The organism is Arthrobacter sp. K41 (assembly GCF_059089645.1).
On sequence record NZ_JBNHEW010000003.1, the window covers coordinates 340,190 to 360,156 of the forward strand.

At 65.0% G+C, this 19,967-nt stretch carries 21 protein-coding genes and 1 riboswitch; of the genes, 6 read left to right on the forward strand and 15 right to left on the reverse strand.

The genetic code is table 11. The features are described 5' to 3' along the window. Nucleotides 1-208: 208 nt before the first annotated feature. The 5 genes from AC5RTE_RS09185 to AC5RTE_RS09205 all read right to left on the reverse strand — a co-directional run bounded on the left by AC5RTE_RS09185 (nucleotide 209) and on the right by AC5RTE_RS09205 (nucleotide 4,687). Nucleotides 209-1,240, reverse strand: coding sequence for an NADP-dependent oxidoreductase (locus AC5RTE_RS09185; protein WP_494041077.1), 1,032 nt, complete (start codon nucleotides 1,238-1,240; stop codon nucleotides 209-211). Next, the gene (locus AC5RTE_RS09190; RefSeq protein ID WP_494041078.1) at nucleotides 1,237-1,665 is read right to left on the reverse strand and encodes an organic hydroperoxide resistance protein; all 429 of its coding nucleotides are present in this window, start codon (nucleotides 1,663-1,665) and stop codon (nucleotides 1,237-1,239) included. Before AC5RTE_RS09190 ends, AC5RTE_RS09185 begins: the two co-directional genes overlap by 4 nt. 48 nt (nucleotides 1,666-1,713) lie before the next feature. Next, entirely contained in the window at nucleotides 1,714-2,148 is a 435-nt protein-coding gene (locus AC5RTE_RS09195; protein WP_494041079.1) for a MarR family winged helix-turn-helix transcriptional regulator, read from the reverse strand. 119 nt (nucleotides 2,149-2,267) lie between these two features. Beyond that, nucleotides 2,268-3,467 (reverse strand): amidohydrolase, encoded by a 1,200-nt coding sequence (locus AC5RTE_RS09200; RefSeq protein WP_494041080.1) that lies wholly within the window; start codon nucleotides 3,465-3,467, stop codon nucleotides 2,268-2,270. 86 nt (nucleotides 3,468-3,553) lie between these two features. Next, the gene (locus tag AC5RTE_RS09205; RefSeq protein WP_494041081.1) at nucleotides 3,554-4,687 is read right to left on the reverse strand and encodes a mannose-1-phosphate guanylyltransferase; all 1,134 of its coding nucleotides are present in this window, start codon (nucleotides 4,685-4,687) and stop codon (nucleotides 3,554-3,556) included. Nucleotides 4,688-4,951: 264 nt separating this feature from the next. Between AC5RTE_RS09205 and sdhC the strand changes: the two genes are divergently transcribed. The 5 genes from sdhC (at nucleotide 4,952) to AC5RTE_RS09230 (ending at nucleotide 9,412) form a co-directional block, all read left to right on the forward strand. Next, entirely contained in the window at nucleotides 4,952-5,332 is a 381-nt protein-coding gene (gene sdhC, locus AC5RTE_RS09210; RefSeq protein ID WP_015936418.1) for a succinate dehydrogenase, cytochrome b556 subunit, read from the forward strand. A 3-nt stretch (nucleotides 5,333-5,335) separates the two neighbouring features. After that, nucleotides 5,336-5,797, forward strand: a complete 462-nt coding sequence (locus AC5RTE_RS09215) for a succinate dehydrogenase hydrophobic membrane anchor subunit (protein ID WP_050055919.1) — start codon at nucleotides 5,336-5,338, stop codon at nucleotides 5,795-5,797. 108 nt (nucleotides 5,798-5,905) lie between these two features. Further along, nucleotides 5,906-7,717: a succinate dehydrogenase flavoprotein subunit gene (gene sdhA / locus AC5RTE_RS09220; protein ID WP_494041082.1), complete on the forward strand. Its 1,812-nt coding sequence runs from the start codon at nucleotides 5,906-5,908 to the stop codon at nucleotides 7,715-7,717. Between the two features lies 1 nt (nucleotide 7,718). Beyond that, nucleotides 7,719-8,501 carry a succinate dehydrogenase iron-sulfur subunit gene (locus tag AC5RTE_RS09225; RefSeq protein ID WP_494041083.1) on the forward strand — a complete coding sequence of 261 codons (783 nt, stop codon included), beginning with the start codon at nucleotides 7,719-7,721 and terminating at the stop codon, nucleotides 8,499-8,501. Nucleotides 8,502-8,641: 140 nt separating this feature from the next. Continuing rightward, nucleotides 8,642-9,412: an alpha/beta hydrolase family protein gene (locus AC5RTE_RS09230; protein ID WP_494041084.1), complete on the forward strand. Its 771-nt coding sequence runs from the start codon at nucleotides 8,642-8,644 to the stop codon at nucleotides 9,410-9,412. On the opposite strand, the gene AC5RTE_RS09235 is transcribed toward AC5RTE_RS09230, so the two are convergent. The 10 genes from AC5RTE_RS09235 to glyA form a co-directional block, all read right to left on the reverse strand. Then, nucleotides 9,369-10,439, reverse strand: a complete 1,071-nt coding sequence (locus tag AC5RTE_RS09235; protein WP_494041343.1) for a YihY/virulence factor BrkB family protein — start codon at nucleotides 10,437-10,439, stop codon at nucleotides 9,369-9,371. The genes AC5RTE_RS09230 and AC5RTE_RS09235 overlap by 44 nt on opposite strands. A gap of 37 nt (nucleotides 10,440-10,476) precedes the next feature. Beyond that, nucleotides 10,477-11,199, reverse strand: coding sequence for a 2'-5' RNA ligase family protein (locus AC5RTE_RS09240; RefSeq protein WP_494041085.1), 723 nt, complete (start codon nucleotides 11,197-11,199; stop codon nucleotides 10,477-10,479). A gap of 4 nt (nucleotides 11,200-11,203) precedes the next feature. After that, nucleotides 11,204-12,247, reverse strand: coding sequence for a tryptophan--tRNA ligase (gene trpS / locus AC5RTE_RS09245; protein ID WP_494041086.1), 1,044 nt, complete (start codon nucleotides 12,245-12,247; stop codon nucleotides 11,204-11,206). A gap of 19 nt (nucleotides 12,248-12,266) precedes the next feature. Continuing rightward, on the reverse strand, nucleotides 12,267-13,100 hold the full coding sequence (locus AC5RTE_RS09250) for an exodeoxyribonuclease III (protein WP_494041087.1): 834 nt from the start codon (nucleotides 13,098-13,100) through the stop codon (nucleotides 12,267-12,269). Nucleotides 13,101-13,110: 10 nt separating this feature from the next. Continuing rightward, a complete protein-coding gene (locus AC5RTE_RS09255) occupies nucleotides 13,111-13,671 on the reverse strand; it encodes a hypothetical protein (protein ID WP_494041088.1) in 561 nt (186 codons plus the stop codon). A 131-nt stretch (nucleotides 13,672-13,802) separates the two neighbouring features. Next, the gene (locus AC5RTE_RS09260; protein ID WP_494041089.1) at nucleotides 13,803-14,636 is read right to left on the reverse strand and encodes an ABC transporter permease; all 834 of its coding nucleotides are present in this window, start codon (nucleotides 14,634-14,636) and stop codon (nucleotides 13,803-13,805) included. Then, entirely contained in the window at nucleotides 14,633-15,502 is an 870-nt protein-coding gene (locus AC5RTE_RS09265) for an ABC transporter permease (protein WP_494041090.1), read from the reverse strand. Before AC5RTE_RS09265 ends, AC5RTE_RS09260 begins: the two co-directional genes overlap by 4 nt. Further along, nucleotides 15,495-16,496 carry an ABC transporter ATP-binding protein gene (locus AC5RTE_RS09270; RefSeq protein ID WP_494041091.1) on the reverse strand — a complete coding sequence of 334 codons (1,002 nt, stop codon included), beginning with the start codon at nucleotides 16,494-16,496 and terminating at the stop codon, nucleotides 15,495-15,497. The genes AC5RTE_RS09265 and AC5RTE_RS09270 overlap by 8 nt, the downstream gene beginning before the upstream one ends. A gap of 124 nt (nucleotides 16,497-16,620) precedes the next feature. Continuing rightward, nucleotides 16,621-17,526 carry a bifunctional methylenetetrahydrofolate dehydrogenase/methenyltetrahydrofolate cyclohydrolase gene (locus tag AC5RTE_RS09275; protein WP_494041092.1) on the reverse strand — a complete coding sequence of 302 codons (906 nt, stop codon included), beginning with the start codon at nucleotides 17,524-17,526 and terminating at the stop codon, nucleotides 16,621-16,623. 4 nt (nucleotides 17,527-17,530) lie between these two features. Next, on the reverse strand, nucleotides 17,531-18,829 hold the full coding sequence (gene glyA, locus AC5RTE_RS09280) for a serine hydroxymethyltransferase (protein ID WP_494041093.1): 1,299 nt from the start codon (nucleotides 18,827-18,829) through the stop codon (nucleotides 17,531-17,533). 145 nt (nucleotides 18,830-18,974) lie between these two features. Beyond that, nucleotides 18,975-19,060: riboswitch (ZMP/ZTP riboswitch) on the reverse strand. A gap of 43 nt (nucleotides 19,061-19,103) precedes the next feature. On the opposite strand from glyA, the gene purU reads away from it, so the two are divergent. Then, nucleotides 19,104-19,964: a formyltetrahydrofolate deformylase gene (purU, locus tag AC5RTE_RS09285; protein ID WP_494041094.1), complete on the forward strand. Its 861-nt coding sequence runs from the start codon at nucleotides 19,104-19,106 to the stop codon at nucleotides 19,962-19,964. The last annotated feature ends 3 nt before the right edge of the window (nucleotides 19,965-19,967 follow it).

A 19,967-nucleotide genomic window follows, 5' to 3' on the forward strand; every position in this document is an offset into this window, starting at 1 on the left:
AATTCAATGAGTGTCCGTTTCTGCACTGAAATTCTGTTTTCACTGAGGTCCGCAGCACTGCGCCGGAGCGCACTGATGCCACTACTTTAGTGGCCTGCGCCACGTCCCAATAGCACAGTGGCTCCGGATCGCGGAGATTGTTGACAAGTTGTTACCAACCAGTAGGGGCGCCGCCTCCGCGCGGCACCCCTGGCTGAAGCCCGGCCTGTTACAGCGCGGGCTGGAGGCGGACCAGCATCTTGCCGGTGTTGGCCCCGTCAAGCAGGTCCATAAAGGCCTGCGGCGCATTTTCCAGCCCGTCAACGATGGTTTCGTCGTACTGCACGGTGCCGTCTGCCAGCCAGCCGGCCATCCTCCCGGCGAACTCAGCCGCGTGCTGGCGCTGGCCGCCCACCAGGAAGCCCTTGAGGGTGAGCTGCTTGCCGATGGCCAGCATCAGGTTGTGCGGAGCAGGAGTCGGCTTGGTTGAGTTGTACTGGGCGATGGCTCCGCACATTGCCACGCGGCCGCCAACGTTGAGGGCGGCCAAGGCTGCCTCAAGGTGCTCGCCGCCGACGTTATCGAAATAGACGTCGATGCCGCCGGGGCCGGCTGCTTCGTTCAACTGCCCTCGCACTGGGCCGTTGTGGTAATCGAAGGCGGCGTCAAAGCCGAGCTCAAGGAGCCGGGCCACTTTGGCTGGCGAGCCCGCGGATCCGATCACCCGCGAGGCACCCATCGCTTTGGCAATCTGGCCAACCAGTGAACCCACCGCTCCCGCGGCACCGGAGACGAACACCGCGTCACCCGCTTTGAATTCGGCCACCTTCAGCAGTCCGGCGTAGGCGGTCAGCCCTGTCATGCCCAGTGCACCGAGAAAGGCGGACGCCGGAGCAAGGGCTGTGCGGACCTGCTGTGCCGTACCTGCGTCCACCACTGCATACTCGCGCCAGCCCAGGTTGTGCACCACAACGTCCCCTTCCTGGTGTTCGGTGGAACGGGACGCGATCACCTCGCCTACGGCGCCGCCGTCGAGCGCTTTGTCCAGCGCGAAGGGCGCAGAGTAGGACTTAACGTCGTTCATGCGTCCCCGCATGTAGGGGTCGACGGACATGTAAAGATTCCGGACCAGGATCTGCCCCTCCTGGAGCCCGGGCAGCGGCGACTCGGCAAGCTCGAAGTTGCCGGCGTCGGGGCGGCCCACGGGACGGGAGGCCAGGCGGATTTCGCGGGTCGTTGCCGGAAGGGTTCCGAGGCTCATGCAGCGAATTCCATGATCCTGATGTCCACGCTGATGTTTCCCCGTGTGGCGTTGGAGTACGGGCAGATCTCATGGGCCTTGGCCACCAACGCCTCTGCGGTGGCAAGATCCAGCGCCGGCAGCGCAATCTCCAGCTCCGCGGCGAGGCCGAAGCCGGCATCGTCCAGCTTGCCGAGGTGGACCTTGGCAGCCACCGCAGAGTCTGTCAGGTCGGCCCGTTCCTGGCGGCCCACCAGGCGGAGTGCGGAGTGGAAGCAGGCTGCGTAGCCGGCTGCGAAGAGTTGCTCGGGATTGGTGCCCTGGCCGTTTCCGCCCAGCTCCACGGGGCTGGACAGTGTGACGTCCAGCTTGCCGTCGTTGGTCCGCGCATTCCCGTCGCGCCCTTCGCCCGAGGCGAGTGCTTCTGCAGTGTAGAGAGGTTTCACGGTGATCCGTCCTGTCTTGGTGGTTGAAAAACGTGGCGGCTGATGCTGTCAGCGGCTGCGCTGGAGGGCGGCCGTCAAACGGCCCAGAGTGTTGTGGAGCTGATCCAGTTCCGCGGGCGTAAGACCTGCAGCCTCGGCCAGGCGCTTGGGGATGGCACCGGCCTTGCCGCTGAGCTCCCGCCCGGCGGCCGTCAGGTGGATGGCGACACGGCGCTCGTCTTCCCCGGACCTGCGGCGCTCCACCAGGCCCAGTGACTCCAGGCGCTTCAGCAGGGGCGAGAGAGTACCGGAATCCAGGCCGAGCTCCTGGCCCAGTTCCTTCACGCCGCGCGGTTCGTCCTCCCAGAGCACCAGCATGACCAGGTACTGGGGATAGGTCAGGCCGAGCTCTTCCAGGACGGGCCGGTAGACCGCGGTTGCTGCGCGGGACGCCGAGTAGAGCGCAAAGCACACTTGGCGGTCCAGCCGTGGAGCATCAGTCATGGAAGCAGCTTAGTGGGCAATTGAATTGTGCACAACTTAGTAGCGGGCGACATGGCAAGTGCCGGGCGGCCGGGCTAAGTGCGCGGATTGCGACTGCGCTTGCGCCTGCGCCTTGGTTTTTAGAGGTCGCGGATAGTGCGAAGCGCGGCAGCCGTGAGAACGCGGATGCCGAGGCCCAGCGCACGCTCGTCCAGGATGTAGTCGCCGCGGTGGAGGTCATATTCCTCGCCGCCGGGCGTCTTGGTGCCAAGGCGCATCATGGCGCCGGGCAGTTCGGCGAGGAACCAGGCGAAGTCCTCCCCGCCCATGGACTGCGGGGTAAGCACTACGGCGCTTTCGCCAATTTCCGCCCGCGCCGATGCTTCGATGATGGCCGTCTCGTGTTCGGAGTTGACTACCGGAGGCACTCCCCTGGTGTGCTCCAGGCGCACGTCAACACCGTAGGGGGCAGCCACCTGGTGCACCACCTCATCCAGCAGCTCCCCGGCGGCGTGCCACGCCTCGCGGTCCAGGCAGCGCATTGTCCCGGCCATATAGCCGGTCCCCGGGATGGCATTGGGCGCCGAGCCGGCGGAAATCTGGCCCCACACCACCGAGACCCCGCTCCGGACATCCACGCGGCGGGACAGGACGGCGGGAACATTGACGGCGATCTGGGCCAGGGCGAACACAAGGTCCTCGGTCAGGTGCGGACGGGACGTGTGGCCCCCGCGGCCGGAAAGTTCAATACGGATGGTGTCCGACGCCGAGGTGATGGCACCGATGCGGGTACCGATCTTGCCCGCTTCGATGCGGGGATCGCAGTGCAGGGCCAGGATCCTGGGTACGCCGTCCAGGACGCCCTGCTCGATGCACGAGTGGGCACCGCCGGGCATGGTTTCCTCCGCGGGCTGGAAGATGATGCGGACGGTGGCGCCCAGGGGCTCCTCCAGGTGCATCCGGTGCAGCACCAGGGCGATGCCCAGCATGGTGGTGGTGTGGACGTCATGGCCGCACGCGTGCGTGACGCCGTGGTTTTTCGAGGCAAAGGGCAGGCCGGTTTCCTCGATGATGGGCAAGGCATCGATATCGCCCCGCAGCGCGGTGGCGATTGGGCCTTCGCCCACGTCCACGGTGAGTCCGGTGCCCTCCAGGCGGCGCGGGTTCAGGCCGGCGGCCTCGAGCCGGTCTGCCAGCTTGTCCGTGGTCCGGAACTCCTTGAAGGACAGTTCCGGGTGCGCATGCAGGTCCCTGCGGAAGTCGATCAGTTCCGGCAGGAGCGGCTCAAGCCATGGAGCCACCAGTGCGGTGGGCTCGGCTTCCGTAGTGTAATTGCGCACTGGTTCACTCTAGCGAGGGACACCGGAATACGGGTTATCGCGGTCCCCGCGTTACATCCGGGAACCGCGATGCCGCAACAACCGCCTTAGAGAACGTCGGTATCCCCGCTGGCCTTGAGGGCGTCGACCGCCGCCTTGACCCGCTGCGAGTTGGCCATGGTGGTCACAAGCAGGGCATCCGGGGTGTCCACGATGACAACGTCCTCAATGCCGATGAGGGCAATCACGCGCTTAGTGTCGCTGACCACCACACCGCTGGAGTTCTCGGTGAAGACGCGGGCGCCCTCCCCCAGCACCGTGACATCGTCCACTTCCCGTGCGCTGTTCAGCCGGCCCACGGATGCAAAGTCACCGACGTCGTCCCAGCGGAAGGAACCGGGCACGACGGCGACGTCCCCGGCCTCGGCGGCAGGTTCGGCAACGGCGTAGTCAATGGCGATCTTGGGCAGCGTGGGCCACACGCGGGCCGTGACCTCATCCCGGGCAGGAGTGTCCCAGGCGCGCGCAATTTCCTGCAGTCCCTGGAACAGTTCGGGCTGGTTCGCTTCGAGGTGCTTGAGCAGCAAAGCAACCGGAGCGACGAACATGCCGGCATTCCATACGTAGTTGCCGCTGTCCACGTACTGCTGGGCCACTTCCTCGTTCGGCTTTTCAACGAACTCCACGACGTCCTGGGCGCTAGGTGCACCCTCGATGCGCAGGTCCTGGCCGGAGCGGATGTAGCCGAACCCGGTGGACGGGTGGGTGGGTTTGATGCCGATGGTCACAATCTTGCCTGCGGCGGCAGTGTGGATCGCCTCTTGCACCGCCTGCTGGAACAGGCTGTCCGGGCTGATCACCTGGTCCGCGGCAAAGGAGCCCATGATGGTGTCCGGATCGCGCTCATGGAGGATGGCAGCAGCAAGGCCGATCGCAGCCCCTGAATCCTTTGGCTCCGACTCCAGGACAAGGTCAGCATCCTGGACCTCGGGAAGCTGCCGGCATACTGCTTCACGGTGGGCTTGGCCGGTAACCACCAGGACCCGGTGGCCCGCAAGCGGGTGCAGCCGGTCGTAGGTGGCGCGCAGCAGTGTGCTGCCTGAACCGGTGAGATCGTGCAGGAACTTGGGAGCTGCGGCTCGCGACAGGGGCCAAAGGCGGGTCCCCACTCCGCCTGCCGGGATCACCGCGATGAAGCGGTCAAGGGGTGAAACCGGGCTTGTCACTTTGTCTGTACTCATCAAGGCCTACTTTAGCCGACCCGCTTCCGGCGGCCCGTCCGGCTCCACAGCCCGCCCCAATTAAGCACGGCGGGGAGGTGAATGTGGTATTTGTCTCTTAAATTGGGGGATTCCTTGCCGCCAGCGGGCACCAAGGCCTCCCTAAATTGAATAAGCTGGTGCCTGAGCCTAAATTTAGGCTCCGAGCTACGAGTGCTCTCGCAGCAGGCGTTCCCCCCGCGTGGATCCCATGCCAGCGCCGCTGTGTTGCAGGGAGGTTTATCAGTGCCGACAAAACCAGCTGGCACCTTGTACCGCGGCCGTGAAGGCATGTGGTCCTGGGTAGGACACCGAATCACCGGTGTAGTGATCTTTTTCTTCTTGTTGGTCCATGTCCTGGACACCTCCCTGGTGCGGGTGTCTCCGGAGGCCTACACCGCGGTGATCGGTGCTTACAAGAACCCGCTGATGGCCCTGGGTGAAACCGGCCTGGTTGCCGCCATCGTTTTCCACGCTTTCAACGGCCTGCGCATCATCGCGGTGGACTTCTGGAAGAAGGGCGCCAAGTACCAGCGCCAGATGCTCTGGGCAGTCCTTGGCCTCTGGGTAGTCACCATGGTCGCCTTCTCCATCCGCCACCTGTCCCTCGCGCTTGGAGGTCACTAAGCCATGTCCGCAACCATCGAGAGCCCGCGCAGCGGGCGCATTGCCCCCCAGTACCGCCGCACCGGCGGCAGCCGGGGCAACTTCGAAATGATCGCCTGGCTGTTCATGCGGCTCTCCGGGGTAGTGCTTGTAGTCCTCATCTTCGGCCACCTCTTCGTGAACCTCCTGGTGGGTGAAGGCATCCACGCCATCGACTTCGGTTTTGTTGCCGGCAAGTGGGCCGACCCGTTCTGGCAGTTCTGGGACCTCACCATGCTCTGGTTGGCCATGCTGCACGGCACCAACGGTGTCCGCACCATCATCAACGATTACGCGGAAAAGGATTCAACCCGCCGCTGGCTGAAGACCGTCCTCTACTCGGCCACTGTGGTCATCATCGTGCTGGGCACCCTGGTGATCTTCACCTTCGACCCGTGTCCCGTGGTTGACGGCGTTCCCCTGCCGGGCGGATTCTGCCCTGCCTAGTATCGGCGGCATCCCGGGCCCGCGGGTTTAACCGCGGGCCCTGTTTTGCGGAGCGGGCAACGCCCGCCCCTTGTTTTATTGCGAATATTGAGAGAAAGAGCGTCTGGTATGCAGGTCCATAAGTACGACGTCGTCATCGTCGGTGCCGGCGGCGCTGGCATGCGCGCCGCGATCGAATCCGGTCAACGCGCCCGCACAGCAGTACTGACCAAGCTCTACCCCACCCGCTCGCACACTGGTGCGGCGCAGGGTGGCATGTGTGCAGCCCTTGCAAATGTCGAGGAAGACAACTGGGAGTGGCACACGTTCGACACCGTCAAGGGCGGCGATTACCTGGTGGACCAGGACGCGGCAGAGGTCATGGCCAAGGAAGCCATCGACGCTGTGTTGGACCTGGAAAAGATGGGCCTGCCGTTCAACCGCACGCCGGAGGGACGGATCGACCAGCGCCGGTTCGGCGGCCACACCCGCGACCACGGCAAGGCCCCCGTCCGCAGGGCGTGCTACGCCGCGGACCGCACCGGCCACATGATCCTGCAGACGCTGTACCAAAACTGCGTCAAGCACAACGTCGAGTTCTACAACGAGTACTATGTCCTGGACCTGCTGACGGTGGAAGAGGACGCAGTCCGTGCGGACGGCACGCCGTACAAGCAGAAGCGCGTTGCCGGTGTGGTCTCCTACGACCTCGCATCAGGCGAGCTGCACGTCTTCCAGGCCAAGTCCGTGGTGTTCGCTTCCGGTGGCGCCGGCAAGGTCTTCAAGACCACCTCCAACGCCCACACCCTCACCGGTGACGGCATGGGCATCGCGTTCCGCCGCGGCATCCCCTTGGAGGACATGGAGTTTTTCCAGTTCCACCCGACCGGTCTCGCCGGCCTGGGCATCCTCCTGTCCGAAGCCGCCCGCGGTGAAGGGGCAATCCTGCGCAACTCCGAGGGTGAGCGCTTCATGGAGCGCTACGCCCCCACCATCAAGGACCTGGCGCCCCGTGACATCGTGGCCCGTTCCATGGCCAACGAGGTCCGCGAAGGCCGCGGCTGCGGCCCGAACAAGGACTACGTCCTCCTGGACCTCACGCACCTGGAACCGGCGCACATCGATGCCAAGCTTCCGGACATCACCGAGTTTGCCCGCACCTACCTCGGCGTGGAGCCCTACACGGAGCCAGTTCCCGTGTTCCCCACCGCGCACTACGCCATGGGCGGCATCCCCACCAACATCACCACCGAAGTCCTGCAGGACAACGACACCGTGGTTCCCGGCCTGTACGCAGCCGGCGAGGTTGCGTGCGTCTCCGTCCACGGCTCCAACCGTTTGGGCACCAACTCGCTGCTGGACATCAACGTGTTCGGCAAGCGTGCCGGTATCGCCGCGGCTGAATACGCCAGGACGGCCGATTTTGTGGAACTGCCGGAGAACCCGGTGGGTTACACCACCGAACTGCTGGACATTGCCCGCAACGGCGTCGGCGAAGAAAAGGTGGCCGTGATCCGCAAGGAACTCCAGGACACCATGGACGCCAACATGCAGGTGTTCCGCACCGCGGAGACCCTGAACCAGGTGCTGCGCGATATCGCCTCCTTCGAGGAGCGGTACAAGCGCATTAACGTCCAGGACAAGGGCAAGCGCTTCAACCTTGACCTGCTTGAGGCCGTTGAACTCGGCTTCCTGCTGGAGCTCGCCAAGGTGATGACCGTGGCGGCCCTGCACCGCGAGGAGTCCCGCGGCGGACATTTCCGCGAGGACTTCCCGGAACGCAACGACGAGAAATTCATGAAGCACTCCATGGCGTACAAGGACGACCTCGCCCCGGCGGACGGAACGGTTGCAGCAGACGCTGCAGTAACGGCCGGCATCCGCCTGGACACCAAGCCGGTTGTCTTTACCCGCTACGAGCCGATGGTGAGGAAGTACTAAGATGACCGCTGAAACCGCTGAGCCAGCCTCAAAAATTGAACTGCCTGCCGGCGTTGGCGGTGGCGGGGAGATCCCTACGTTCGATGTGCACATGCGCGTGCGCCGCTACAACCCGGAAGTTTCCGGGGAAGCCACGTGGGATGACTTCCACCTCACCATGTACGGCACTGACCGAGTCCTCGACGCCCTGCACAAGGTCAAGTGGGAAATGGACGGCAGCCTGTCCTTCCGCCGCTCCTGCGCGCACGGCGTTTGCGGTTCGGATGCCATGCGCATCAACGGCCGCAACCGTCTCGCCTGCAAGACGCTCCTGAAGGACCTGGATACGTCCAAGCCCATCACCGTGGAGCCCATCAAGGGCTTGCCGGTTGAGAAGGACCTCATTGTGGACATGGAGCCGTTCTTCCAGTCCTACCGCGAGGTCATGCCGTTCCTCATCAACAAGGGCCACGAGCCCACCAAGGAACGCCTTCAGTCCGCCGATGACCGTGAACGTTTCGATGACACCACCAAGTGCATCCTTTGCGCCGCGTGCACGTCCTCCTGTCCTGTGTTCTGGACCGACGGCCAGTACTTCGGACCGGCGGCGATTGTCAACGCGCACCGCTTCATCTTCGATTCACGCGACGACGCCGGCGACATGCGCCTTGAGATCCTCAACGACAAGGAAGGCGTGTGGCGCTGCCGCACCACCTTCAACTGCTCCGAAGCATGTCCCCGCGGCATCCAGGTGACCCAGGCCATCCAGGAAGTCAAGCAGGCCATCCTCTCCCGCAAGATCTGACCTAGGATCCAGCAGACGACGGCGCTGTCCCCCACCTGAGGGGTCAGCGCCGTCGTCGTTTCTCCCCAACCCGCTCCCTGACCAGGGAACCCGGTGGCGTGGGCCCACAGCCATTCGTACCAAACCGAAAGGGGACGGGAGTGTCCCGCTCTGAGAAAGTTACCTTTGCAGGTTCCACCGGCGAAATGCTCTCCGGCATCATCGACGTCCCCGACGGACCGGTGAAAGGGTGGGGCGTCTTCTCCCACGGTTTCACGCTGGGCAAGGACGCGCCCTCCGCTTCACGAATGTGCAAGGCGCTGGCAGACAGCGGGGTGGGTATGCTGCGGTTCGACAACCTGGGCCTGGGCGGCTCAGCCGGCGAATGGTCCGCGGGTTCCTTCAGCCACAAGGTGGCCGACACGGTGAAGGCGGCGGAATTCATGCGCAGCGAGGGGAAGCAAATCTCCCTGCTGGTGGGGCACTCCTTTGGCGGCGCCGCCGTACTGGCTGCTGCGCGGGAAATCCCCGAGCTCGACGCCGTCGCTACCGTTGGCGCCCCCTTCTCGCCCAAGCACGTGGCGCACGTTTTCGACGCCGCCCTGGATAAGATCCTGAACGAAGGCAGCGCGGAAGTGGACCTCGGCGGGAAGCGCGTGGAGATCCGCAAGCATTTTGTGGATGACCTGGAGAACGCTGACCTGACCGACTGCATCAAGCAGCTTCACAAGCCGCTGATGGTGCTGCACTCCCCCACGGACAACACCGTGGGCATCGAAAATGCGAGCACCATCTTCCAGACGGCCCGGCACCCCCGGAACTTCGTGTCCCTTGAAGGCAGCGACCACCTCTTGACAGGGAAGGGACAGGCGGCACGGGCCGCCCGGATTATCGCTGCCTGGGCCGACCAGTACCTCGACGCCGGCCAGTAGCCGGGGCGGCACTGTCAGCCTGCACAAGTGCCTTGCCGGGCGAGACGGGCACCTTTCCGGGCTGGACCTGCCGGGATCCCCAGATGCCCTTCTCCTGCGCCGAAGGCTGGTGCCTGAGGTCGGCTTCCCGGACGGCGGCCCAGCCCGCCGAGACGAGGTAGACCTGGCTCACCAGGTTGAACCAGATCAGCAGGCCGATGATGATGGCGAACGGCGCCAGGATGGGATTGCGGCTGGCGCCGGCCAGCAGTTCGGTGCTGAAAATCTGAAGCACCCCGGTGCCGACTGCCGCCAGGATGGTCCCTTCCAGCAGCGCACGGCGTGAGAGCTTCAGTCCGGCGGCGAACCTGTACATGATGACAGCTGTTGCCCAGCTCAGCACCAGCGGCACGGAGATTTTGACAGACGTGGCCAGGGGCCCGGCCAAGGCGTCGCCGAGCCGCAGGACATCGGAGACCCATCCTGCAGCGGTTCCGAACACCAGGGAGGCGCCGGCACTGATCACCAGCGCCACCCCCAGCAACAGCAGCGTCCCGGCGTCCCGCAGCTTCAGGAGGATGGGGTTGACCAGCAGCGGCGGCAGTTCCAGCACGCCGCGCAGGCCGTCACGGATACCGGAGATCCAGCGCAACGAGGTGATGACGGTGACCAGCGAGCCGATTACCGCTGTCCAGCCCAGTCCGTCCGGATTCAGCATTTCCTGCGGATCCACCAGTCCCGGGCCGCCGTTCAGCTTCAGGAGCCCGGGAGCGCTGGAGGCGGCACTGCTGATGACTATGTCCAGGAGCGCGGGCTGTCCGCGCAGCACCAGTCCGGCAATGGAGAAGCCTGTGGTGAGAAGTCCGGTGATGGAAAAAAACATGTTGAAGCCGATTCCGGCGCTCATCAGCGGCCCGCGCTGCAGGCTGTAGTGCCGGAACGCACGCATCGGCCGGAGGGCGTTGAGCCTGGCAAGGATCCATTGGAACATGGCCATCAGTGCCGGGAAGGAGCCCCCGCCTGCCCTGCGGGCCTTGCCCCATTCCATCCGCTTCCGGATGACGGCGAGCTTCAGCCTGGCCTGTTCAGTGGGAAGTGGCTGTTCTTCCGCTTGCTTGGGCTGCTGCGCCCGGGGCGTCGTCCGCGGGTCCGGTGCCGGCGTCGTTGTCAGTTTCGGTCCCAAAGTCCAGCTCTTCCCGTAGCTGCCAGATGCCGTCAGCATCATGCTCGTAAAGTCCCATGCTAACTACGGGGAAGGTGGCCCTGTAGCTCTTCAGCACCGTTTCGGCTTCGTCGAGGCTTTCCGGGGCGACGTCGTGGGCGATGGTGACGTGCGGGTGGTAGGCGAAGGGCAGATCCCGCTGGAGCGGGCCCTGCTGGAGCTTTTCGTGCAGGTCCACGCAGTCCGAGAAACCGTCTTCCACGTTGATGTACACCACGGGTGAAACCGGACGGAACGACCCGGTGCCGGCGATGGTGACCATGAAGGGGCTTTGGTTCCGGGCCACTTCCCGGACATGCTCCCGCGTGGCTTCCCAGTCCTGCGTCGGAGTGGTGGTGACCAGCGTGATGTGGGCCGGGACCACGTCCGCGAGCGGGTCCCCGAAGGAGGCCCGCCAGCGCTGCAGCTCTTCAGCCACGTCCGGAGGGAAACCCAGGATGACGCCCACGCTGACGTCTTCCGCGCGGTTGGTGGTGGCAATCCTCCCACCGGGGGCCTCCGCTGGGTCGCCTTGAGGGTTAGCGGACATTCCCGCCGCCTTGGCGGAGCGGGATCCTTCCCTTGCGGTGACTTTGCTGGACGGCATGGCGCTAGCGGACTCCTGCGAGGGAGAAGGACGGGAGGAACCCCATGCGCTCGTAAACCTGGCCGAGGGTTACCGACGCAATTTCGCGGGCGCGCTCGGCGCCGAGCGCCAGCAGCCGGTCCAGTTCCGCCGGGTCTGACATCAGCTCGTTGGTCCGGTCACGGAGCGGGGTAACGAACTCCACCACCACCTCTGCGAGGTCCACCTTCAGGTGGCCGTACATCTTCCCCTGGTACTCGGTCTCGAGTTCCGCAACGGACTTGCCCGTCAGGGACGAGTAGATGGTCAGCAGGTTCGAGACACCGGGCTTTTCTTCGGTGTCGAACCGGATCTCCGTCCCGGCGTCGGTCACTGCGGACTTGATGCGTTTGGCGGCGATCTTTGGATCCTCCAGCAGCTGGATTGCTCCGTTGGGCGACTCCCCGGTCTTGGACATCTTGGCGCTGGGGTTCTGGAGGTCGTAGATCTTGGCGCGTTCCTTGACGATCGTGGCCTCCGGCACTGTGAACGTGGGACCGAACCTTGTGTTGAAGCGCTGGGCCAGGTTCCGGGTCAGCTCCAGGTGCTGGCGCTGGTCCTCCCCCACCGGCACCAGGTCAGTCTGGTACAGCAGGATATCCGCGGCCATGAGGGTGGGATAGGCGAACAGTCCCAGGGTTGCGGCGTCGGCGCCGGACTTCTGCGTTTTGTCCTTGAACTGGGTCATGCGGGAGGCTTCACCGAAACCGGTGATGCAGTTCAACGCCCAGGCCAGCTGGGCGTGCTCGGGCACATGCGACTGGACAAAGAAGATGCTCTTGTCCGGATCAATGCCGGCGGCAATGTACTGGGCAGCGACAATGCGGGTGCGCCTGGCCAGCTCAGCGGGGTCGAAGTCCACGGTGATGGCGTGCAGGTCCGGGATGAAGAACACGGCGTCGTACTCCGCCTGCATGTCCACCCAGTTGCGGACCGCGCCGATGTAGTTGCCAAGATGCAGCGAATCCGCGGTGGGCTTGGCGCCGGAAAGGATGCGCTTTTTGGTTGCCGGGGAAGTCTGGCTAGTCATGGGGAGGAAACCTTCGGGCTCAGAGCTGGTAATCGACTACCAGCGGGGCATGGTCGGAGAAGCGGGTGTCCCACGAAGCGGCCCGGTCCACAACCGCCGAGATGGCGGCCGAAGCCAGTGCAGGGGTGGCCAGGTGGTAGTCGATGCGCCAGCCGGTGTCGTTGTCGAACGCCTTTCCGCGCTGCGACCACCAGGTATAGGGTCCGTCAACCTCGCCGGCCAGGTTGCGGTGGACGTCCTGCCAGCCGATCTCCTCGCCGAAGAACCGGTCAAAGTAGGCGCGTTCTTCGGGCAGGTGGCCCGCCTTCTTGACGTTGCCCTTGGAGTTCCGGATGTCCAAAGGCGTGTGGGCCACGTTGAGGTCCCCCACCACCAGGGCGTGGTCGCTGTGCTTGGTCAGTTCCGGCAGGCGGGTGCTCATGGCATCCAGGAACCGGAACTTGTCGTCCTGTTTGGCGGTGCCCACCTCGCCGGAGTGGACGTAGGCGCTTGCAACCGTGAGCTGGACCGGGCGCCCGGCGGCATCAGCGAACCGGAAGTCAGCCTCTACCCAGCGGCCGGCGGCGGCGAAATAATCGTCACCGATGCCGTTCCGAGTGTCGAGGGGCTCTTCGCGGGAAGCGATTGCGACGCCGGCACGGCCTTTGGCTTCAGCCTCGGCATGCAGGATGTGCCAGCCGTCACCCAGCAGCTGCCGGACGATGGCGTCGGGCGCGCGGACTTCCTGCAGGCAGAGGATGTCCACTTCGCGCGGCTCAAGCCACGCCGCCATGCCGTTTTTGTAAGCGGCACGAAGGCCGTTGACGTTAACGGATGCGATGCGAAGGTGGTCCTTCTTCAATGCCGAGATCACCCGCTCCACTCTAGTCGATGATGGTTCCGGTGACCGGCTCTCCGCCTCCGCCGGAGGACTTGATCATGTCCCTGGCATTCGTGGCTGTGATCTCAATGGTTTCAAGGGCCCGGTTGATGGTGTCCTGGTTGGCGGCCGCACCCTTGGCACGCTCCTCCTCCACCACGCGGATCTGCACCTGGACGATTTTGAAGGAGTGGTCCAGCTTGAGGTCCCGGACCTCTTCGGCCTGGCTCCGCTCGGCAACAACCCGGGTCCCGCCCTGGTCCACGTAGGAGGACGGTCCGCGTCCGGCGGCTGTGGTGAACGCGTTCTGGGCTTCGGTCAGCTTGGCTCCGGCTTTCTTGGCGGCCTTCTGGATACTGAAGACAACAAAGCATGCGAGCGCGAGCCAGAAGGCGGCGATGATGGCAACAACCCAGCCCACGACGTCGTTCTGGTTGGCGGCGAAGATCACTGCCACAACGAACGCGGTGACGAGGACCATCAGCCCCGGTCCGCTGATCCGGAACATGGAAAACCCGCCCCTGGCGGGTTTGGAGGATGATGTGGAGCTGCCCAGAGATTGCATGCACCCATTCTCTCAAACACCGGAGTATGCTTCCGCCGCCTTCCACCCCCGGCGAACACCCCCATCCAAGTAGCAGTAACTGTCGTTTTGAGGGCTGAAAACGACAGTTACTGCTACCTGGTTAGGCCCAGCTACTTCAGGAACAGCGCCCGCAGCCGCACGGTGGTCAGCAGCATTCCGACGGCGGTCATCACCAGGTAGTAGCCGATGTGGAGGGGCGTTGCCGGGGTGAAGATGCCAACGCTGATCTGGCGCAGCAGTTCCACCCCGTGCCACAGCGGCATGGCCTGGATCAGCCATTGAACCGCCTGCGGGTAGACGCTGAGCGGGTAGAACGTGGCGCTGAACAGGAACATGGGCAGCATGATGAAGTTGATCCAATCCATCTGCTGGAACGTTTTCAGGAAGCTGGTGATCCCCATACCGATGCTGGCGAACCCGAAGGCGATCAGCACAGAGGCCGGAACCATTAGCAGCGCCCACGGCGTGGTGATCAACCCCATCACGCCCATCACCGCGGTGAACCCCATCGCGTAGAGAAGTCCGCGCAGAAGGGCCAGGAAGATCTCACCCAGTGCAACATCCAGCGGCCCCAGGGACGTGTACAGCATGCCCTGGTACAGCTTCGCGAAGTTCATCTTGAAGAACACGTTCCAGGTTGAGTCGTAGACGGCGCCGTTCATCGCGGAGACCGCCAGCAGGGCCGGGGCAATGTAGGCTGCGTAGCTGATCTCCCCGCCGCCGGGACCCTGGACGGAACCCACTATGGCGCCGAGCCCCACTCCCATTGAGATCAGGAACAGGACCGGTTCAAAGAAGCCGGAAAGCATTACCAGCCAGTTGGTGCTCTTCGTAGCCAGCAGGCCGCGGGAAATCACCGCCCTGGCGTTACGGGAATACAGCGGCCCGAACGTCCTGTTGCGGGCTATGTCCGCCGGGCTCTTCATGTGCGTGCCTGCGCTCATCGGCCCATCCTTGCCGCGAACTGCCGCCGCGTCAGGAACCAGCCAAGCACTGCCAGGCCCGCCAGCACCACGGCGTGCAGGAGAGTCAGCAGCGGCGGCTCCTGGTACCCGTAGCTGAAGACACGGCCCAGTTCGGTGCCATGCCAGATCGGCGAGATCCAGCCAATCCACCGCACCATCAACGGGAGGCTGTCCAGCGGAAAGAAGGTGCCGGAGAACAGGAAGAGCGGCATCACGATGAAACGCATCACCAGCGCGAACTGGCCCTTATCCTCGGTAATGGACGCCGCGTAGGCCATCAGCGGCAGCCCAAAGGAGAGCCCTGCCAGGGTGGCAACCAGGATGGTGGCCCAGCCCCAGCCGCCGGGCGCAGCACCGAAAAGGGCAACGGCCGCAAAATAGACGGCGGACTGCAGCAGGAACCGCAGGGTCACTGCCATGATGTGGCCGGCAGCTATCTGCTGGGGCGTCAGCGGCGAGGCGTGCGGGCCGTAGTACGTCCGGCGCCACTTGAAGCCGTCCATCACGGGAAAGGTGAATTCGTTCGCGGCCGTCATGACTGCTGCCGAGACCACAAGGGCCGGCGCCACGAACGTCACGTAACCCACTCCCCCAAAGGCTCCCGCCCCCTGGGAGTCAACAAGTGTGGCCAGCCCCACGCCCATGGCGAACAGGTAGGCCACCGGGTGGCCCACGCTGTACATGATGATGGACCAGCTGTACCCCTTCATCACCCGGAGCACCTGTTCGGCGTAGTAGAAGGCGCCCCAGCGCCTCGCCTTCGCCGCCGCTGCCTCCGGGCCGTGCGGGCTGGCCGGCGCACCCGCCCGGCCTGCCCTTACCCCTGGCCCGGTCTTTTCACTCAACGAGGCTCCTGCCTGTGAGCCGGAGGAACACGTCTTCCAGCGATGACCTCCGGACCAGCGAGGTCAGCGGCCGCAGGCCGCGGGAGGCTACCTGCTCGAGGGCGGCCTCGCCGTCGTGCGCGTAAATCAGCACCCGGTCCGGCAGCACCTCAAGCCGCTCCCCGATGCCGTCCAGCTCGGCGGAGATGGTGGCGTTCCGTTCGGACCCGAACCGCAACTCAACCACCTCCCTGGTGGAGTGGCCGCGGATCAGCTCCGCCGGTGACCCCTCGGCCATGATCCGGCCCTTGTCCACCACGATGAGCCGGTCGCACAGCTGCTCGGCCTCATCCATGTAGTGGGTGGTGAGGATCAACGTGACGCCCTGCTCCTTGAGCCGGAACAGCCGGTCCCAGAGGATGTGCCGGGCCTGCGGGTCCAGTCCGGTGGTGGGTTCGTCCAGCAGCAGGATCCGCGGTTCGTTGATGAGCGAGCGGGCGATGGTCAGCCGCCGCTTCATGCCTCCGGAAAGTGCATCCACCTTGGACTTTGCCTTGTCCGTCAGCTGGGCAAACTCCAGCAGCTCATCCGCCTTCGGTTTCAGGTAGCTCATGGGCAGCCCGAAGTAGCGCCCGTACACCAGCAGGTTGTCCCGGACGCGCAGTTCCTCGTCCAGGTTGTCCTGCTGCGGCACCACGCCCAGGTGCGCGCGTACTTCCGGCCCGTGGGAATCCGGATCCAGGCCCATGATGCGGAGGCTGCCGGAGGAGCGACGCGTGACCCCGCCGATCATCTTCATGGTGGTGGACTTGCCGGCGCCGTTGGGTCCCAGCAGGCCGAAGGACTCGCCCGCCGGGACGCTGAAGGAGATGCCGTCGACGGCGGTTACCTCGGCGTAGGTCTTGGTTAGGTTCTCCGCGGTGATGACGGTGCGGCGGGCTTCAGTGGGGTGTTCCGCGGCTGGTTCGACGGCGCCGGCGGCGGCGCTGGAGGAAACGCTGGCTTTGTTGTGCACCCTCCGCAGACTAGTAGAGCTGCCGGGCAGGTGGAAGGGGACTTTAGCCTGCCCGGGTTAAAGTACGACGGCGGACCGCCCCCGGGTGCACAGGGAGCGGGCCGCCGTCGTTGAGAAGTCCGGACTACCCGGCGTTCGCTGCCTGGCGTTCCGCGGCTTCCACCACGTTGGTCATCAGCAGCGCCACGGTCATCGGGCCGACACCGCCGGGGTTGGGCGAGATCCAGCCCGCCACCTCGGCCGCGGCGGGCTCAATGTCGCCGTGGACCTTGCTCTTGCCCGTTTCGGGATCGGTTTCGCGGGTGACCCCGACGTCGAGCACTGCTGCGCCCGGCTTCACGTCCGCAGCCTTGACGACGTGCTTGGCACCCGCCGCGCCCACAATGACGTCGGCCTGCCGCAGCAGTTCCGAAAGGTTTTCCGTGCCGGTATGCGTCAGGGTCACGGTGGCGTTTACAGCGCGCCGCGTGAGCAGCAGGCCGATGGAACGCCCGATGGTGACTCCACGGCCCACCACCACCACATGCTTGCCGGCGAGGCTGTACCCGTTGCGTTCCAGCAGCTCGATGACGCCGCGGGGCGTGCACGGCAGCGGCGAGGTGATTTCGCCGTTGACGTTGAGCACCAGCCGGCCCAGGTTGGTGGGGTGCAGGCCGTCGGCATCCTTGGCGGGGTCGATGCGCTCAAGGATGGCGTCCGTGTCCAGGTGCTTGGGCAGCGGCAGCTGCACGATGTAACCGTGGCAGGCCGGGTCCGCATTGAGTTCGTCAATCAGGGTCTCAACCTGGGCCTGGGTGGCGTCCCCCGGAAGCTCACGCTGGATCGAGTTCATCCCGATCTCTTCGGACTGCTTGTGCTTCATCGACACATACAGCTGCGATGCCGGATCCGCGCCAACGAGCACGGTGGCGATGCCGGGTGTGACACCGCGGGACTTCAGGGCTGCGACGCGCTCGGTCAGCTCCGACTTGATGGCCGCCGCGGCTGCCTTGCCGTCAAGGATCCTCGCGGTCTGGGTGGTCTTAGTCATGGATTTACCACTCCTCGTGCGTCGGGTAGAGCGGGAAGTCGGCGGCCAGCTTGTCCACGCGGGACTGCAGGGCCTCGACGTCGGCACTGGTGCCGGCCTTCAGCGCGGTGGCGATGATTTCGGCCACCTCGGTGAACTCTGCAGCGCCGAAGCCCCTGGTGGCGAGGGCGGGGGTGCCGATCCGCAGGCCGGAGGTAACCATCGGCGGGCGGGGGTCGAACGGGACGGCGTTGCGGTTGACCGTGATGCCCACGGAGTGCAGGAGGTCTTCAGCCTGCTGGCCGTCCAGCTTTGAGTTGCGGAGGTCAACCAGGACCAGGTGCACGTCGGTGCCCCCGGTCAGGACGGAGACGCCGGCTTCAGCGACGTCGGCCTGGTTGAGGCGGTCGGCGATGATGCGGGCGCCTTCAAGGACGCGCTCCTGGCGCTCCTTGAATTCCTGGGTGCCGGCAATCTTGAAGGCGACTGCCTTGGCTGCGATGACGTGCATGAGCGGACCGCCCTGCTGGCCCGGGAAGACGTTGGAGTTGAGCTTCTTTGCCCACTCCTGCTTGGCCAGGATCACACCCGAGCGCGGACCGGCAAGGGTCTTGTGCACGGTGGAGGTGACGACGTCGGAGTAGGGCACCGGGCTCGGGTGCAGTCCGGCCGCAACGAGGCCGGCGAAGTGTGCCATGTCGGTCCAGAGCAGCGCGCCAACCTCATCGGCGATGGAGCGGAAGGCAGCGAAGTCAAGGTGGCGCGGGTAGGCGGACCAGCCGGCGATGATGACCTGGGGCTTCTCGGCGATGGCCTGCTCGCGGAGCTTGTCCATGTCCACGCGGAAGTTGTCTTCCTCCACCTGGTACGCAGCCACGTTGTAGAGCTTGCCGGAGAAGTTCAGCTTCATGCCATGGGTCAGGTGGCCGCCGTGGGCCAGTGACAGGCCGAGGATCTTGTCGCCCGGGGTGATCATGGCGGACAGCGCGGCGGCGTTGGCCTGGGCGCCCGAGTGCGGCTGCACGTTGGCGTACTCGGCGCCGAAGAGGGCCTTGACCCTGTCGATCGCCAGCTGCTCGGCGACGTCGACGTACTCGCAGCCGCCGTAGTAGCGGCGGCCCGGGTAGCCCTCGGCGTACTTGTTGGTGAGTACCGAGCCCTGGGCTTCCATCACGGCGCGGGGGGCGAAGTTCTCGGAAGCAATCATCTCCAGGGTGCCGCGCTGGCGGCCGAGCTCCTGGTTCAGGACTGCTGCGATTTCGGGGTCGAGCTCAGCCAGCGGCTGGTTGCTCACGGCGGTTGTTGAGGTGGCTGTAGTAGTCACGAAGAACTCCTGGCTGGGGATACGGGCACTGCTTAGGTCAGGCTACCGGCTGGCGCACCTTCACAGTGCCTTATGACAGGGTGTGAAAGCGCGGGCATGGCGCTGCGGTACTGACGGGGTGCAGCCCCAATTCCGGCAAGACATGACCCTCGGCCCAGGCGTACGATCCGTGGTCTTCGTGATTGCCGCTCCCTGGTGGTTAGCCACCCAACGCCAGTTGCGACCCTTTCAGGGTACCAAATCCGGGCGCCACCGCGCGGGTAGGCTTGTAGGCGTGAGTGAAGAGCAGCTGAACCAAGCGTACGTAGTAACCCTGTCCTGCCCGGACCGCCCGGGAATCGTCCATGCGGTGACCGGCGCCCTGCTTGCGGCGGGGTGCAATATTACGGATTCGCAGCAGTACGGCAGCCCCGCCACGGGCAATTTCTTCATGCGGGTCGAGGTGACCACGGCGGTCCCCGCGTCAGAGCTTCGTGTTGCCTTGGAGCCGGTGGCAGAAACGTTCGGCATGCAGTGGAGCCTCAACACCGTGGGGCAAAAGGTCCGGACCCTGCTGATGGCCAGCACTGCGGCGCACTGCCTCAACGACCTCCTGTTCCAGCAGCGCTCCGGGACGCTGCCCATTGAGATTCCCGCCATCGTGTCCAATCATCAGGACTTGGCCGGGCTCGCCGGGTTTTACGGCATCCCGTTCCATCACATTCCTGTCACCAGGGACACCAAGGGCCAGGCGGAGGATAAGCTCCGGGCCATCATGGCTGAGCACGATATCGAACTCACGGTCCTGGCCCGCTACATGCAGATCCTCTCCGACGAGCTCTGCACGGACCTCACCGGCAAGGCCATCAACATCCACCACTCCTTCCTGCCGTCCTTCAAGGGCGCCAAGCCGTACCACCAGGCGCACGCCCGGGGTGTGAAGCTGATCGGCGCCACCGCCCACTACGTAACGGCTGCTTTGGACGAGGGCCCCATCATCGAGCAGGAAGTCATCCGTGTGGACCACGCCCGCACGCCGGAACAGTTCGTCCAGATGGGCCGCAACGTCGAGGGCCGCACTCTGGTCCAGGCAGTGCAGTGGCACGCAGAGCACCGGGTGCTGCTGGACGGCAACAGGACTGTCGTCTTCAACTGACGG